Below are 15,404 nucleotides of genomic sequence, written 5' to 3'. Positions count from 1 at the left end.
GATCACGACCGTACTTGGCCTTGAAAGCCGACTGAATGTCGGGCCGCGAGAACCAGTCCTTGCGGTAGGTCCAACCCACGGCGTCGGCCATCGCCGGCAGCGCCCAGTAGTTCGGCGTGTTCTTCGGCCATTGCGAGTAGCCGACGACGGTCGCCGGGACGAAGTCGTCCATCGAGATCTTCTCCTTGGCGAAGAAGTCGTTGAGCTTGACGTACCACTTGTTCTCGGCGGCGCCGCCGATCCACTGGCTGTCGCCGATGATCAGGTCGCAGAGCTTGCCGTGGGAGTTGAGCTCGTTGAGGAAGCGATCCGCGTAGCTCGTCCAGGGGACAAACTCGTACTTCATCTCGATGCCGGATTGCTTGGTGAAATCCTTGCCGAGTTCGACCAGCGCGTTGGCCGGATCCCATGCCGCCCAGCACAGCGTGAGCTGCTTACCCTGGGCCGCAGCTTCGCCTCCGCCAAATATCCCCAGCAGCGCCGCCCCGAGAACCGTGGTGGCCGCCGAGCTTCTCAGCCAATTGAATGTTCGCATATCCGTTTCCTCTCTCGTTGAAGCATCCAACCCGCTCGGCGCGCTCTGCCGGAGCGACGCCAAGACCCTGAAACCGAGTTTGAGGAGCGACGAGTGAAGGACGAGACGGACCGTTGCCGGAGACGGCTCCGGCATTGGCTTGGGCTCCTCCTGCACATCGGCGCTCGATGCGCGATGTTTAGTTTTTTGTATTACTAAACGTAGTACTAAAATTTTTCAGCCGTCAAGCCGGTTCTCGCGACCCTGGCGAAAATATTCGCGACGCTCGCACGGGCAAGCGGCGTTGTTCGCAATGCAGCAAACTATTCGGAATTTGTAGCGGATGCGGCGGACAACGATTGCCGATCTGGTCCGGCCGACGCAGTTCGGCCCGTCCCGATAACAGGAAAGCCAGAAGGTCAGCCGCAGCCGGTATGTTTAGTACGCCACTTTACTGAACGTTCAACAGGACGATTGAGAGCGCAAGCCGCCTCGCCGGCAATGTCTGCAGACGCAGCGCTGACCGGGGGAGATCAAGACATCGCTGAAAGTTTGCGCGCGGCCGATATTGCTTCATGCCGAGTCAAGCGATCTGGCAAGCCACTTGGCAGTTGGGATATGAGCCGGCTACTGCACGGTCGCGCCACGAACCGGCACGTTCGGGCTCCTGAACATCCTTGCGGTTGGCATGACAAGACGGGTGCGGTTCAGATCCGCAGCACACATCAAACGCTTCGCGGCAGACCCGCAGCCGATGCATCCGGATGAACCTACGGCCGCCCAGACCCTTTAAAGGGCCTTGCAGCATCAGGGGGAATCATTGGAGCGGGTGAAGGGAATCGAACCCTCGTATTCAGCTTGGAAGGCTGCTGCTCTACCATTGAGCTACACCCGCATCTCGCGTTCACCTAACACGGCCGGGCGGCGGCCTCAACTGCCCCGGCGTGCGTTCTGATTCTCCGCAAAAGAAACCATTTCGCCGCAATCCCGCCGGTTTCCCGGCGCGGACGGGCCGGAGGCGGCCTTAACAGCGGCGGATTCGGCACCTATATTCGAAGTCCCATCAACAAAGAAAGGAGGTGATCTAGTGTCTTGTCTCAAGCGCTGTCACCTCGCTGGGATCGCCCGCTAGGACCTGAGCAATCAGCCTGGCATCGGGGCGCTCTCAGCCCTGGACCAGCGAGACATCAAAATCGGGGGCGCGGCGGAAGCTCATCCGCCGCGCCTTTTTGCTGTTTTGGCCTGCGCGATTCGCCGCCGCCATGCCGGCCGCCGGGATACCTTGTCGCAGCACAGAAACCGTCCGATCCGCTACAGATGAAATGTCGGCTCGGATCGCCGCGAGACGTCCTTGGGCCTGTCGCATCAGAAATAAGGAGCACATCAGATGCTTTATGCCATCCTGGCTTATCACGTCGAAGCCGAGGTCAAGTCGTGGAACGCCGAGGAGGACGCTGCCGTGATGACGGGTCTGCGCGAGGTCCATCAACGGCTGAAGGGCAAGCTCGGCCCCGCTGCGCGGCTCGGCGATACTCGCAACGCCAGCACGCTGCGCGGGCCCGGCCACGGCATGGTGATCGACGGGCCGTTCTCCGAGACCAAGGAGCAATTGCTCGGCTTCTACGTGATCGATTGCGCCGATGAAGCGGAGGCGATCGCCGCGGCGCGCGACCTGCGCAGCGTCAACCCATCGGCGGTCTACGAGATCCGCGCGCTGAAGCTCTACATCCCCGGCGCGCCGTTCGCGGAGACCGCAGGCCCGCGCGACGCGTGAGCATGATCCCCGCGCAAACGCCTTTGGCGTTTGTCGCGCGGGAAAACCGCTTCGCACTTTTCCGGATCATGCCTTAGCGGCTGGAGCGTTTCGGCAGCTTCGGAAGCTTGCTCGGGTCGAACTTCGGCAGCGGCAGATCGAGCGGCGGCTCGGGCGCCACCTCCTGGCTCGGAATCAGCGTCACCTCGAAGGCGAGATCGGGCACGGCGTCCGCCCTGCCCGTACAGGTCGCGATCGCGCCGGTCCAGATGCCCTCGAGCCGCACCACGAGATCGTCGGTGCCGAACACGGTCGTGCCGTCCCTGGAGTGCCGCTGCGTGGTGAGCACGGCGGAGAAGTGCTCGCCGTCGACCTCATAGGTGCCGCTGTAGAGCATGACCGCGTCGCTGCCCCACAGCCTGCCATCGGCGACGTGCACGATGCCGGTGCCGTCCGCAAGCGACGTTCGAAACCACGCCGCGTAGGTGCCGTTCTTGAGCATGGAGCCGGTTTCCATCTGCTCCCGTTTCACAGCGCACGATCTGGGCATCGTTGCGTTAACAGGCGATGAAGGAACTCGCGCCTGCGCTCATTGGCCGTCGATCTGCCGCCCCATGATGGCGATCGCCTTCTGGTAGACGCCTGCCGCGTTCCACGCCTCGATCGCAGCGAAGTTGGGTTCCCCGGGCTGATAGCCGGCGCCGGCGCGCCAGCCATGGGCGCGCAGGAAGTTCGCCGTCGAGCTCAGCGCGTTGGCCGCGACGTCGAGATTGCCGGTGCCGTAGGCGAGGACGTTCTTCGGCATGAACTGGGTCTGGCCGATCTCGCCATGCATCGAGCCGCGCGTGCTTCCGGACAAAGTGCCGCGGTCGACGAGCTTCAGCGCCGCATAGAGCTGGTCGGTGAAGAACTCCGGACGGCGGCAGTCATAGGCAAGCGTTGCGATCGAGGACAGCATGTTCTGATTGCCGCGCTGGCTGCCAAAACCGCTCTCCATGCCCCAGATCGCGATCAACGGTCCCGGCGGCACGCCATAGCGCTGCTGGATCGAGGCGAACAGCGCCGCCTGCGACTGCTTCAGCGATCGGCCGCGCGCCACGATGGTCGCAGATCCGCGCTTGGCCATGAACTGCTCGAGCGACAGGCCGAAGCTGCGCTGGCCACGATCCGCGGCAATCGTCGCACTGGCATAATGGGTCTGCATCAGCGCGGCGACGGCGGTGGGGCCGATGCCCTTGGCGCTCGCCTCGCCCGAGAACTGCTGCTTCCAGGCTTCGAACCCGCCGGGCCCGTTGCCGCACTGCGCCGCGTTCGCCTCAGCCCCCAGCGTTGCAACCATCACGACGATGGCGAGCGCCGACGTCGCAACCTGCCAGCCCCTGATCATCCGAAACTCCTTCGCAAATGTGCCGCCGCCCCTCGCGGGCGCGGCGCTGACGATGGCCGGATTGACATGACCCGGCGATGAACGATCCGCCTCAGATTCGGCCGCGGACCGTCACGATATGTCGCCGGCAGCGGATTGGCCATCCCGGCCGCCTCAGGCAGGCCGGGACATTTGGCCCCTGCGCCCGGAAGGCGTCATGCGCCGGACATGACGACGAACACGGCGTGCGCGACGATGCAGAGCGCGCGTTTGATCAGCGAAATCCGGTGGTGAAAGGCGTGCGATGTAGTAGGTTCTCCGCGGGGACGGCGGCCCCGCTGTCCTCCAACTTGGGAGGCGATGGCTATGATGAAGACCCTGTCACTTCTAGCGGTCCTGCCCGTGATCGGCGTCCTGTCGATGTCGACGGGCCACGCCGCATCCACATGCTCCACCAGCAATTTCGGCATCTCTGCGGTACCGTGCGGGAAGCGCTATGCGGTCAGCTACGAAGCCTGCCGGAAATACGTGATCGAGCATGGCGCATCGCCGGCCGAATCCTGGTGGTACTGCAGCAGTCAAGGCTACACGAAATAGCCGGCATTTCCTGAGCAAGGCCTTTCGCCGCCGCGGACAGCGCGTTGAGCTGCCGCGACGCCGAACGCGTATGCCTGCCGATCAGCGTGTTAAGGCACGTCGCCTCTTCTCACCGGGCCGACGGTCTGCGGCCGGTTGAGGAAGAACTCGCGATTGCCGAGCGCGGCCTCGGCATACTGGTCGATCGCCACGATGATCGCCTGCACGTGGTGAAAGCACCAGCCTTCCCGCGTCGCCATGTGCCGGACCTCGGCCAGCGCCTTGATCCAGGGCGCGTGATCATCGCTGTCGTGGAAATACCGAAGCGGCTCTCTCATCTTTCCTCCGGCACATCACGTCTTGCAACTCGGCGCGCAGCCGCCGCATTCCGAGCGCGCCGTCATGCACGCGCTTCGCCGGCGGCCAGCTCTCGCCTCGCCGGGCGAATGAAGGCTGGCGTCGCGGCGCGACGGCGCGGTGCAACGCTCGCATGCACGATGATCGGATCGCGGTCGCCCAGGACCTCCCGCTCCTCGACCAGGCGGCTCATGACCAGCCGCATCTTCAAGAGGTCCCCGGCGACGAAGGCGCAGTCCTCATCGCGGTTGATCTGCTGGCGCATGATGGCTTCGGCCTCGAGCATGCTGACGCGCAGCGCCCTGATCTGCCTGCGAATTTCGCTGATGCGGTTGTCCATGGCGTCCTCCAATTCCCGGTGGAGGTAATTAGAACAAAACAAGAACATTGAGTCAAGCGGTGAAAGCCGGTCCGTCATGGGGATCGTTATCACGACGCAACCGGGTGAGTTCCGGTCACCGGCCGTAACAGCTTTCACGAATTCAACGTGAGGTACCGGACATCAAGCGAGATGGAAGCCACGGCCGACCGCGCGCAGCGAGGATCGCAGCCGTCAAAGACAAACAGCCGACACACGGCTGTGGAACAATGTGGCATCGAACTTGTCTACACAAATAGACAAGTTAAAATGGGTCGATTCTATTTCGATCATTGCGCAGCAAATGCCCAAGTACTCCAATGCCCAAGTCCTCCAAGCTGGTAGCCGCGAAGCGCGGCAAGGTTCTTCTGGTTAGACGCCGATCTGACGGGCTGTGGATGTTCCCCGGCGGGCGCAGGCGCGCGCGCGAGACGGGGAAGGATTGCATCAAGCGCGAAATCAAGGAGGAGCTGCCGAAGCTCAAGCTCGGCAGGCTCAGCCTGTGGAAAGAAGTGACGGCCAGGAACAAGCGTTCCGGCCGCAGGATGAGCGACGCGATCTTCATCGCCAAGAACGCCAAGGGTCGACTGGCGATCGGCGACAAGAAGGAGATCGACCGCGCCGCCTGGCAGAAGCCGCGGGGCCTTCGCCTGACGCCGACCTCCCGCTACATCCGCGACCGGCTGTTTCCGAGAAAGCAGCGGCGCCGGAGATAGACGCACGATCGACCGCGCCCGCATCGCAGTGCACGCAGGGCTTTTTTTCGGCTCTCGCGCAGGCCACCAGTTCCACCGCAGGAACACCGTACTGATCCGGATTTCTGGAAAGATAGGACGGACGTAATACCAACCCTGCTGGCGTTACCGTTCTTTGCAGAGCATTTTTTCACGACTGAGTTTTTACAGACCTATTATGACCGGCAGAAAAGGGCCGCCGATGCGACGGCCCTTTTCGATTCAGTGCCCGTATCAAGCGGGCGGCTTCAATCCCGGTGAATTTGCCTTAGCCAACTCAGTATCAGGCAGAATGAGGCCGCCCAACCGGCGGCCTCCTTGTTGAGCGGCCCCAGCAACCTATGGGGGCCTGGGAGGGCAGGCGCTGGGGCCATCTACCGGCCCGGGTAGCGCGGTCGGGCCAGGTGAGCATCCATCAAATGAACAGAGCAACGGCAACCATTGCGATTGGGCAAAGTCCCAATACGACGATGCCCGCTCGAACAATCACTTCGGACATGACACGCGCCCTTCAATGGGACGGTCAAAATACGCCGCGGCGAAAGCCGCGCAAAGTGCAATTTGTGCCAGTTTTTCCGCGTCCCTCAATCATGCGTCACCGCGGGAAAGGACGCGCCGGGGCGGAGTCGTTCAGACACCAAAACTGACGCGCGAACCTCCTGAAGATCGCCGAAGAGTTGGCCCTCAGCCGGTATCGCGCATTTCGGCCTTGGAGTTTGGCGACTGCGCCGGCACACCGTGCTGATTTCTTGAGCTTCGTATACCATCGACGCGTGCTAGGAATGACGTGATCCGCTTCGTATCGGACCACGACATGAGCTGAGAATTCGTCAGGATGACCTTCCCCTCCAACCGCCAGAGGCGGCTGTTCAGACTGGTCTCCGCGCGCTGGCAGCGCCGGGCCCTGTTCTTGCTGGGCGGCATTGCGGTCGGTGCGGCGGCCGTCGCGCTCGCACAACTCGCGGATCTGGCGCAGATCGCGTTTGGCGCAGTGGTATCCCGTTTCCATTATGCCTCGCTGGTGCTGACGCCGGCCGGGTTCGCGCTGTCGGTGTTTCTGACCAACCGCTTCTTTCAGAACGCGCAAGGCAGCGGGATCCCGCAGGCGATCGCTGCACGCCATCTGACCGACCAGACCGCGCGCGAAAGCCTGGTTTCGCTGCGCGTTGCGGCCGGCAAGATTCTGCTGACCCTGTTCGGCCTGTTGTGTGGCGCGTCGGTCGGGCGCGAGGGGCCGACGGTGCAGATCGGCGCCTCGATCATGTTTGCGCTCGGCCGCTTCTCGCCGCGGCGCCAACCCGGCCTGATCCTTGCCGGCGCGGCCGCAGGTGTCGCGGCCGCCTTCAACACCCCGCTGGCCGGGATCGTGTTCGGCATCGAGGAAATGAGCCGTGCCTTTGAAACGAGAACCAGCAGCCTGATCATCGGCGCGGTGATCGCTGCCGGCCTGACCTCGCTCGCGCTGATGGGCAACTATACGTATTTCGGCACCAGCGCGACGGCCCTGCGCAACGGCACCGACTGGCTCGCGGTCCCGCTCTGCGGCGTTGCCGGAGGTCTTGCGGGCGGCCTGTTCAGTCGCATCCTGATCACAATGGCACGCGGGTTTGCCAATCCGGTGGGAAGCGCGATCAAGCGTTATCCAGTCGGTTTTGCCGCAATGTGCGGATTAGCGGCTGCGATTTGCGGGATTGCGTCCGACGGCGCGATCTATGGCACGGGATATCATCAGGTCAAATCCGCGCTCGAAGCCGGAACACAATTGCCGGCGAGCTTCAGCGTCTGGAAATTCCTGGCGACCACGTTCGCTTCGATCAGCGGCATGCCGGGCGGCATCTTCGCGCCCTCGCTCGCGGTCGGTGCCGGGCTCGGCTCCAACATCGCGCCGCTGTTTCACGGCGCGCCGCTGTCGGCCATCATGCTGCTCGGCATGGTCTCCTATTTCGCCGGCGTGGTTCAGGCACCGATCACCGCCTTCGTGATCGTCACCGAGATGACCGACAATCACGCGATGGTCGTGCCCTTGATGGCCGCGGCGCTGATTGCGCATGCGAACTCGCGCCTGATCTGCAAGGAAGGCGTCTATCACGCCCTCGCCAAGGGCTTCGTCGAGCAGGCCGCGCCGGCGCAGAAGATCACCTCGATCTGAATTCCCCGGCACCAAGGGAAACCGGCCCCAGCCTCTCGCGTTGCCGGGGCCGTCCTATTCCCATGCTCACGCCGAACCGCCGGCTCCGATAATCAGGCGGACCCTCTGGGTCTTAAAAAATTCCTTAAATGAAAAAGCCTGCCCAGTGCTCGAATGATTCGCGCGATCCGGCGTTCCGGAAAATAACGCGTGTGAATCCAGCTTAAATAAACTTCGCCTGAAACAAACGGAATGTTTCAGTGACTCTTCATGCGTGAACGAAGTTCCGGGTTCCTCGGGGAGCGGACTCATCGCGGCGACGTTGGTCTATGGGCAGTCCCCGGGAAGAGGGGGAAGCGCTATGATCGAGAACGTCATGAACAACCCCGCCTATTGGCGGGATCGAGCCGCCAAGACACGCGCCAAGGCGGATTCGTTCAGATACCAAGACTCCCGCGCGAACCTTCTGAAGATCGCCGAAGAGTACGATCGTCTGGCAAACTATGCCGAGCAGCAATTGTTGCGCGCACCGGCGATGAAACTGTCCGGCCAATCTCCATAACGGTAGGAGCCTTTTGGACATTGGGCCGTCTCAGCCGGTGCGTGCGCCCCACGTCACGCTGCTTTCGGCCATCGAGCCTCAGCCGCGATACGCAAACAGCTCGATCGGCTCGCTGAAACCGCGCACCGAATGCTCGCCGACATGCTCGAGCGCGAAATCGTGCTCGACCAGATCGGCGAAGGCGCGCGACAGCAGCACGTTTCGTCCCAATTGCTTGGTCAGAGCCTCGAGCCGCGAGGCCATGTTCACCGCGGGGCCGATCACCGTGAAGTCGAGCCGGCTGCGCGATCCGATATTGCCGTACATGACGTCGCCGACATGGACGCCGATGCCGTAATTCATCGGCGCCCGACCCATCATGCTGTTCTTTTCGCTCAGCGCCGCCATCGCCTGCCGCGCCTCGGACACCGCGTGCAGCAGGTTGGCGCAGGCCCTGGGATCGCTGAGCGGGAAAATCGCAAGCAGGCCGTCGCCGATGAATTTCAGGATTTCACCGCCGTGCCGCGCGATCGGCTCCGACATCGCGTCGAAATAGTCGTTGAGGAGATCGATGACGTCGTCGCGCGGCCAGGAGTCGGAGATCCGGGTGAAATCCCTGAGATCGCAGATCATGATCGCGGCGCGGACCGTGGTCCCGCTGCCCCGCCGCGTCGCACCCGCCAGGATCATCTCGCCGGCATGGGTGCCCACATAGGTCTCGAGCAGCGTCCGCGCCAGGCGGTTCTTCATCCGGATTTCGCTGACCAGCGCCAGCACCGGCAGCACCTTGCGCAGCTCGGCGATGTCAGCGTCATCGAAGCCGCCGGACCGGTCGGTCGCGAACGTCACGACATGCCGCTTGCCGAGCGTATGCAGCAGCGGCCACGCCACATAGTCGGTCAAGCCTTGCGCGCGCATCTCGTCAAAAAGCGCATGCGTGCGGCCAGGCGGCCGTTCGAGCCGCTCGCGCACTTCGCCGGCGCCCTGGTGGATTTCGTAGACCGGGCTGCCGATATATTCCGAGCGCTCCCTGACCTCGTAGTCGACCCGCGTGATCTCGGCCTCGCGCTTGCCGTCGCCCCAGATGATCCGGGCGCCGAGCCATTGCGGATGCTGGATCAGGAGATTCATCGTCGCCCGCTTGAGGGGAATACCCGTCTGCTGGAGCCTGATGCACAGCTCGGCGAAGATATTGTCGATGAAGCGCTCGTCGCGGGTCTCGTTGGTCAGCCAGGCCACCACGTCGCCGCCCGATTGCGGCGTGACGGACTCGATGTTGGGGGCGTTCATGGCTTGCTCCGGAGCGGCGGGTGGGATCGGCACGCGATATGTCGTGCTTCCGCCCGGCAACGTCAACGCCGCCAGCGGTAACGTGATCGAGCTCGTCGGACCTGCCCGAGCCCCTCGATGGGCACCGCGGGCCTCCGCGTGGTGTGGTGAGGGCGGACGGGATAGCCGGATGCGATAGCCTGCCGTCGCGTGGACCAAAATATCGAAAACAACCCCATGCACAGTAGCCGGCGGGCACGGCAACTTGACATGTCGGGCAACTCAGTGGCATTCTTCTATTATCCAGAAATCGTGCAGAGCCTCGCCCTGGACTATCGCCTATGGCATTTGCGGACTTCTGCGACTGACGTCTCCACGCCGTCATGGCCGGGCCATGGAACGTGGCAGGTGGCCATATGTGATCGCATCGCCCTTCCCGCAGAACGGGAGAGGCTCAGGAAGCCTGTCGCAGGATCGATCAGCCTGCCCTCTTGCCGTCCTACCCGCCCAGCCGGTCGACCTCGGCCTTGCCGGCCTTCATCATCGGCGGGATGTACTCGCCCAGAGGCAACCTCGACACCTATCGGTGAAGAATTCTGGTACGAGCAGCGGCGATGCAAAAAAGCACGCTAAATGTCAGCGGTAGCACTAATCACAAAGGTTAGCCCAGCACCTCAGACATATCGCGCTGCTGCCCACGTGTTCTTTATTTGTTCCACTTCATGTGCGCTACCGCTTACCGTTTCCACGATGATCTGATGACGACGAGTTTTCCAAGCTCATTCAAACGTGTAAACGTGCGCAACCACAATTGACGGCCTATCCTGCTTGCGGCCTCCGGCCGACCCATCAGATGGGCATGGAGAAGACTCGAATGCGAGCATGTCCGCTATGAACGGGTTTGTATCGTATTCCCACGACGATTATGGTTCGTTTCAGGTCTTTCAGACTCATCTGCGCTCAATCGAGCGCGCATTCTCGGCTTCGTTTTGGGCGGACAAGCGCATCCACGCAGGGGCACACTGGAATAAGACCATCCAAGATGCCATCGATGCCGCTAGTGTTTTCATCTTATTGTTGAGTCCGGGCTTTATCGCTTCCGATTACATCTACGATCACGAAATACCCGCAATAGGATCGAAGCATCTCAGCGCTGGAGCATTGGTGCTGCCGGTGGTGCTTAAGCGCTGCTCTTGGCAGATGGTGGCTAGTGCGTTGCAGGCGATCCCCAGTCATGACGGAAGAACAAAGCCAATCGTCGACTGGGTACCACACAACCACGGCTACGATCGGGCGCGCGAGCAGATCGCAAATGCGATCAACATGCATTTTGGACTAGCTCCAACGTCTGTCGATTGGACTAAGCCATGACGACGGCACCCGATTTGCCGATCGGCGAACAAAGAAAACAAGGGCTAATTGTAACGCTCCAAGAACTCAACAGTTCTCTTTCCGAGTTTAAGTCGGATCTAAACAACGTAAATGACAGTCACCTTAGAGATGTGGCGACAACTCTAGTTAAAGCCTTCCAGCCGGTCGTAGATGCCCATCTAGGCCAGCCAACCTTTTCTATCGCAGACGATATGGCCGGCTTGATCTCAGGTGTAATGTCACTGCGGCTTCCGCTTGATGACGAGTTAGGATCGACCCAATCACGAAAGCTTCTTCGAAAGCATGCTGGACTTCTGCTCTTTAATTTGAAGGATGTCATGGCGGCTGCAGCAAGCCTTGGCATTCATCCAACTACATCGCCAAGCATTAGCAACTCGGCGACGGTTTCTCGAAACGGCCTTGATGGAAAACTCGAGGCACTCAAATCTCGCCTGGCCGATGTTGAGCATGTCCTTTCCCAGCTCGAGTCGGCGGAAGCCCCGCAAACAAGCTTCCGCCAACAGTCAGACCTTTTGCAATTTTACATTGGCTCGATGAGAGTCGAAATAAATCTCGCCAAGTTTCAGCTCGATGTTTCGAATGTTACGATCGACCTGACCTCCTTAACCAGAACTATGGAGGTCATGGCCGAACTAACTCGAGATTTCGTTGAGACTGCCCGAAACTGGGCGGCCCGGCTTACTTCCGGCATCAACTCCCTGATACCTCCACTTCTGTTTCGCTTTCGCAAATTTGCGCAGGGTGTAGGCACCATCGTAAAGTCAGTTCAGAACGCTCCGACGCCGAAAGCTCCCCGCTCGCCGCAGGCGGAAGAAAGCGTACGTGAGCCTCCGAGAGTGGACGCACCACAACGGTTCGAAAGAGGCATCCTTGAAGAGCACTTTCCTCTCCTGCGTCGTTATGCTCGCGCATTGTTAGGAACCCAGAAGAGTGCGGATGAAGTCTTGCAGCAAACACTGAACGCACTTGTCGTTCGCCGAAGGACCCAGCCACTCCAGCTTACGAGAAAGGCGCTCTTTTCTGAATTTTCGATGGTCGTGAAGGGACAGATCAAAACATATCCAGACGTGCAGCCGATCTTACTTCCTGAACAGAAGTTGACACAACTACCTCCTCTCGAACGTCAGGTATTCTTACTGAAGTCGCTCGAGGGATTTTCGGTTGAAGAAATAGTCGACATACTTCAGGTGAGTACTGCCGTCGTCGAAGCCGCCGAAAACGAGGTCGGCATGTTGCTGGAAAGCATACTGAAAACACGTGTGCTGATAATTGAGGATGAAACATTCGTCGCCAACGAATTGGCGAATCTATTTTAGTCATTGGGCCACGACATTATCGGTATCGCTCGAACAGAAAAGGAAGCAATTTCACTTGCTAATTCCGACAGTCCCGGATTGATTTCCGCTGATATCCAGCTCCGCGATGGCAGTTCTGGATTGGACGCCGTTAACACAATATTGAGCAAGCACGAGGCGCCCGCAATTTTCGTCACAGCATATCCTGAGAGGTTCTTGACTGGATCGCGGCCTGAGCCAGCTTTCTTGATTTCGAAGCCATTTGTTCCAAGCATGTTAGCAGCTGTAGCTTCGCAGGCCTTGTTCTTTAGTCGTCATAGCCGAATACGAAAGAAGTAGCGGCGTCCCTAATAGGGCGGAAGCACTGCGAAACGTTGTTTCCGATCGTCACCGATAAGGCGGCTTTCACCTCACTACCCGCCCAGCCTGTCCACCTCGGCCTTGCCGGCCTTCATCACCAGCGGAATGTGCTCGCCCTGGCCGAGCAGGCACGTCACGTCGCGCAGCGGGTTGCCCTCGACCACCAAGAGATCGGCGAAGGCCTCCGGCGCGATGCGGCCGAGCTTGCCTTCCATGCCGAGCACCTCGGCGCCGATGATGGTCGCGCTGGCGATCACCGCCTGAGGGCCGAGCAGCTCGGCGCGGATCCGGAACTCGTCGCTCTGCAGCCTCTGCGACGGCCCGAGCAGGTCGGTGCCGAACCCCATTTTCACGCCGGCCTCGCGGTAGATCGCGAGCGAGCGCAGTCCGGCGTCGCGCACGTCGGCGATCTTGGCAACGCTCGCCGCCGGCAGGCCGTATTTCGCGCCCTCGTTTGCCAATGCTTCGTAGGTGACCAGCGTCGGCACCACATAGGCGCCCTGCTCGGCCATCAGGCGCGCGGTCGGAAGGTCGATCAGATTGCCGTGCTCGATGGTGCGCACGCCGCAGCGTATTGCCCGCTCGATCGCCTCCGCGGTGTAGGCATGCGCCAGCACATAGGTGTGACGCGCCTTCGCCTCGGCGACGATGGCGCGGATCTCGTCCTCGGAATAGCCGTAAGCGCCGATCGGATCGGTCGGCGACGCGACGCCGCCGGACGCCATGATCTTGATCTGGTCGGCGCCCATCTGCAGCTCCTCGCGTACCGCCTTGCGCACCGCATCGACGCCGTCGACGACGCGCGCGATCGCGCCGACCCGCACGCAGCAGGAGCAGGTCGGGTCGGCCAGATAGTCCGAGCGGGCCCGCCCGTCGCCGTGACCGCCGGTCTGGCTGAGCGCGCGGCCGGAGACGAACAGCCGCGGACCGTCGGTGAGGCCGGTGTCGATCGCCTGCTTCAGCGCGTAGCCGGCGCCGCCGGCATCGCGAACGGTGGTGAAGCCGCGCTTAAGCATGCCACGCAGCAGCATGGTCGACCGCAGCGTCACCAGCACGTTGGCCATCCGCGCCTGCTGCGACAAATCGAGCTCGACGGCGACAGCATGCACATGCAGGTCGATCAGGCCGGGCATCAGGGTCTTGCCCTTGAGGTCGATGACGCGGTCGGCGGAAGCCTCGATCGGCCTGTCCGACACCTCCTTGATCAGGCGATCCTCCACCAGCACGTGGTGGCCCTCGAGCAGATCGGACCGCAGCGGATCGAGCAGCGCGGCATTCTTGAAGAGGATGGTGGACATGGTCGTCTCCTGGCCTGCGTGATCACGCAGCCTTGCTTGCAATGTCTTCCAACGACCGGCCGCGCGTCGGCACGCCCATCAGCACGACGGTCAGCGCGCCGATCAGGAGCACCGACGTGGTGACGCCGAACACGCCGGCAAAGCCGAAATTCGGGTAGAGGTAGCCGACCAGGATCGGCGCCACGATCGCGCCGATGCGGCCGATCGCGGATGCGAGCCCGGCCCCCGTGGTCCGGATCGATGTCGGAAACACCTCGGCCGTGTAGGCATAGACGCCGGCATAGGTGCCGTTCATGAAGAACGAGAGCAGCAGGCCGGCCGTCATGATCTCCGCATCGCTCTTGGCAAAGGCAAGCCCGAGCGCGCTGGCGCCGCCGAACAGCATGTAGGTCGCAATCGTCGCCTGCCGTCCGATCCGTTCATTGAAGAAGGCGGCGGTGAAATAGCCCGGCACCTGCGCGCAATACATCGCGAGCGAATAGCCAAAACTCTTGGTGATGCTCATCCCGTTCTGCACCAAGAGGCCGGGAATCCAGACGAAGAAGGAATAGTAGCTGAAGGTGATCGACAGCCACATGATCCAGGTCATGGTGGTGATGCGCGCCTGCCGGCCGGCGAGCAGCGCGGCAAAATTGCTCAACAGCGTTCCCGACGAGGCGACTGGCGCTGCCGGCTCGGCGACCGCAGGCGGCAGCGCGCGGCCCTCGCGCGCGAAGCCGGCCTCGATCCTGTCGAGCACCGCTTCGGCTTCCTTCGCCCTGCCCCGGCTCTCCAGCCAGCGCGGCGATTCCGGCAGCGATCTCCGCCACCACAGCAGCATCACGACAGGCACGGCCGTGATGACGAGCACGATGCGCCAGCCGTTCTCGTAGGCGGGCACGATGAAATAGCCGAGCAAGGCGGCGGCGACGAAGCCGAACGAGAAGAAGCCCGCCAGCGCGCCGGTGAAGGCGCCGCGGTAACGCCGCGCCACGAACTCCGCGAGGTACGGCGCGATGATCGCGCTTTCCGCGCCGGTGCCCATGCCGGCGACGACGCGCGCGGCAAAGAATGCCGGCCAGCTATCCACCGCCGCGCTGACCAGCGAGGCTGCGCTGTAGAGCGCGAGCGCCGACATCATCACCGCGCGGCGGCCGATCAGGTCGCCCAGCATCCCCGCGAGCAGCGCGCCGAACAGATAGCCGACGAAGGTGCTGCTGCCGAGCACGCCGGTCTCGACATTGGTCAGCCCCCAGGCGGTGCGCAGCACCGGCAGGATGAACGCCAGCACCGCGGCATCCATCGCGTCAAAGAGATAGCCGAGGCCGCCCATCAGCAGCAGGTGCACATGGAACCGCGCGAACGGCAGGCGCTCGATGCGCGCCGAGATCATCGACATGAAAGTCCCCCCTCGCCCCGCGGTCGGCACGCGCCACAGGGTCAGCCGGGGAATGATAGACAAACCAATATTATCCGAATAATTT

Annotated in this window: 14 protein-coding genes, 1 tRNA gene and 1 pseudogene; 7 read left to right on the top strand and 9 right to left on the bottom strand. The window is 62.0% G+C overall.

Features of this window, described 5'->3' with window-relative positions:
• On the bottom strand, positions 1 to 478 hold a 478-nt coding region (locus PMN64_RS22170), incomplete at its 3' end, for an extracellular solute-binding protein (protein WP_411782166.1).
• A gap of 857 nt (positions 479 to 1,335) precedes the next feature.
• A tRNA-Gly gene (locus PMN64_RS22165) sits at positions 1,336 to 1,409 on the bottom strand.
• A gap of 492 nt (positions 1,410 to 1,901) precedes the next feature.
• Between PMN64_RS22165 and PMN64_RS22160 the strand changes: the two genes are divergently transcribed.
• A complete protein-coding gene (locus PMN64_RS22160) occupies positions 1,902 to 2,288 on the top strand; it encodes a YciI family protein (RefSeq protein ID WP_411782165.1) in 387 nt (128 codons plus the stop codon).
• A gap of 73 nt (positions 2,289 to 2,361) precedes the next feature.
• Here the strand turns inward: PMN64_RS22160 and PMN64_RS22155 are convergent, their stop codons facing one another.
• Together PMN64_RS22155 and PMN64_RS22150 are read right to left on the bottom strand one after the other, a co-directional pair.
• Positions 2,362 to 2,784: a hypothetical protein gene (locus PMN64_RS22155; protein ID WP_411782164.1), complete on the bottom strand. Its 423-nt coding sequence runs from the start codon at positions 2,782 to 2,784 to the stop codon at positions 2,362 to 2,364.
• Positions 2,785 to 2,856: 72 nt separating this feature from the next.
• A complete protein-coding gene (locus PMN64_RS22150; protein WP_411782163.1) occupies positions 2,857 to 3,654 on the bottom strand; it encodes a lytic transglycosylase domain-containing protein in 798 nt (265 codons plus the stop codon).
• Positions 3,655 to 3,999: 345 nt separating this feature from the next.
• On the opposite strand from PMN64_RS22150, the gene PMN64_RS22145 reads away from it, so the two are divergent.
• Positions 4,000 to 4,230, top strand: coding sequence for a hypothetical protein (locus PMN64_RS22145; protein ID WP_411782162.1), 231 nt, complete (start codon positions 4,000 to 4,002; stop codon positions 4,228 to 4,230).
• 89 nt (positions 4,231 to 4,319) lie between these two features.
• Here PMN64_RS22145 and PMN64_RS22140 read toward each other — a convergent pair whose 3' ends face one another.
• Together PMN64_RS22140 and PMN64_RS22135 are read right to left on the bottom strand one after the other, a co-directional pair.
• Positions 4,320 to 4,547 (bottom strand): hypothetical protein, encoded by a 228-nt coding sequence (locus PMN64_RS22140; RefSeq protein WP_016843397.1) that lies wholly within the window; start codon positions 4,545 to 4,547, stop codon positions 4,320 to 4,322.
• 62 nt (positions 4,548 to 4,609) lie between these two features.
• Positions 4,610 to 4,906: a hypothetical protein gene (locus PMN64_RS22135; RefSeq protein ID WP_092082318.1), complete on the bottom strand. Its 297-nt coding sequence runs from the start codon at positions 4,904 to 4,906 to the stop codon at positions 4,610 to 4,612.
• Positions 4,907 to 5,244: 338 nt separating this feature from the next.
• On the opposite strand from PMN64_RS22135, the gene PMN64_RS22130 reads away from it, so the two are divergent.
• The 3 genes from PMN64_RS22130 (at position 5,245) to PMN64_RS22120 (ending at position 8,348) form a co-directional block, all read left to right on the top strand.
• A complete protein-coding gene (locus tag PMN64_RS22130; RefSeq protein ID WP_028339396.1) occupies positions 5,245 to 5,640 on the top strand; it encodes an NUDIX hydrolase in 396 nt (131 codons plus the stop codon).
• 853 nt (positions 5,641 to 6,493) lie between these two features.
• The gene (locus PMN64_RS22125; protein WP_411782161.1) at positions 6,494 to 7,807 is read left to right on the top strand and encodes a chloride channel protein; all 1,314 of its coding nucleotides are present in this window, start codon (positions 6,494 to 6,496) and stop codon (positions 7,805 to 7,807) included.
• A gap of 340 nt (positions 7,808 to 8,147) precedes the next feature.
• Positions 8,148 to 8,348: a hypothetical protein gene (locus PMN64_RS22120; RefSeq protein WP_411782160.1), complete on the top strand. Its 201-nt coding sequence runs from the start codon at positions 8,148 to 8,150 to the stop codon at positions 8,346 to 8,348.
• 78 nt (positions 8,349 to 8,426) lie between these two features.
• On the opposite strand, the gene PMN64_RS22115 is transcribed toward PMN64_RS22120, so the two are convergent.
• Positions 8,427 to 9,617, bottom strand: a complete 1,191-nt coding sequence (locus PMN64_RS22115; RefSeq protein ID WP_411782159.1) for an adenylate/guanylate cyclase domain-containing protein — start codon at positions 9,615 to 9,617, stop codon at positions 8,427 to 8,429.
• Positions 9,618 to 10,478: 861 nt separating this feature from the next.
• Here PMN64_RS22115 and PMN64_RS22110 point away from each other — a divergent pair.
• Positions 10,479 to 10,967 carry a TIR domain-containing protein gene (locus tag PMN64_RS22110; protein WP_411782158.1) on the top strand — a complete coding sequence of 163 codons (489 nt, stop codon included), beginning with the start codon at positions 10,479 to 10,481 and terminating at the stop codon, positions 10,965 to 10,967.
• 887 nt (positions 10,968 to 11,854) lie between these two features.
• A pseudogene (locus tag PMN64_RS22105) lies at positions 11,855 to 12,622 on the top strand (response regulator).
• A 74-nt stretch (positions 12,623 to 12,696) separates the two neighbouring features.
• On the opposite strand, the gene PMN64_RS22100 reads toward PMN64_RS22105, so the two are convergent.
• Positions 12,697 to 13,941, bottom strand: coding sequence for an amidohydrolase family protein (locus PMN64_RS22100; RefSeq protein ID WP_411782157.1), 1,245 nt, complete (start codon positions 13,939 to 13,941; stop codon positions 12,697 to 12,699).
• 22 nt (positions 13,942 to 13,963) lie between these two features.
• On the bottom strand, positions 13,964 to 15,319 hold the full coding sequence (locus tag PMN64_RS22095; protein ID WP_411782156.1) for an MFS transporter: 1,356 nt from the start codon (positions 15,317 to 15,319) through the stop codon (positions 13,964 to 13,966).
• Positions 15,320 to 15,404 lie beyond the last annotated feature (85 nt).

It is taken from the genome of Bradyrhizobium sp. UFLA01-814 (assembly GCF_046718885.1).
GTDB classification, from domain to species: Bacteria; Pseudomonadota; Alphaproteobacteria; order Rhizobiales; family Xanthobacteraceae; genus Bradyrhizobium; species Bradyrhizobium elkanii.
The sequence above is the reverse complement of the archived record's forward strand: the minus strand, read 5'-3'. Positions and strand labels throughout refer to the sequence as shown.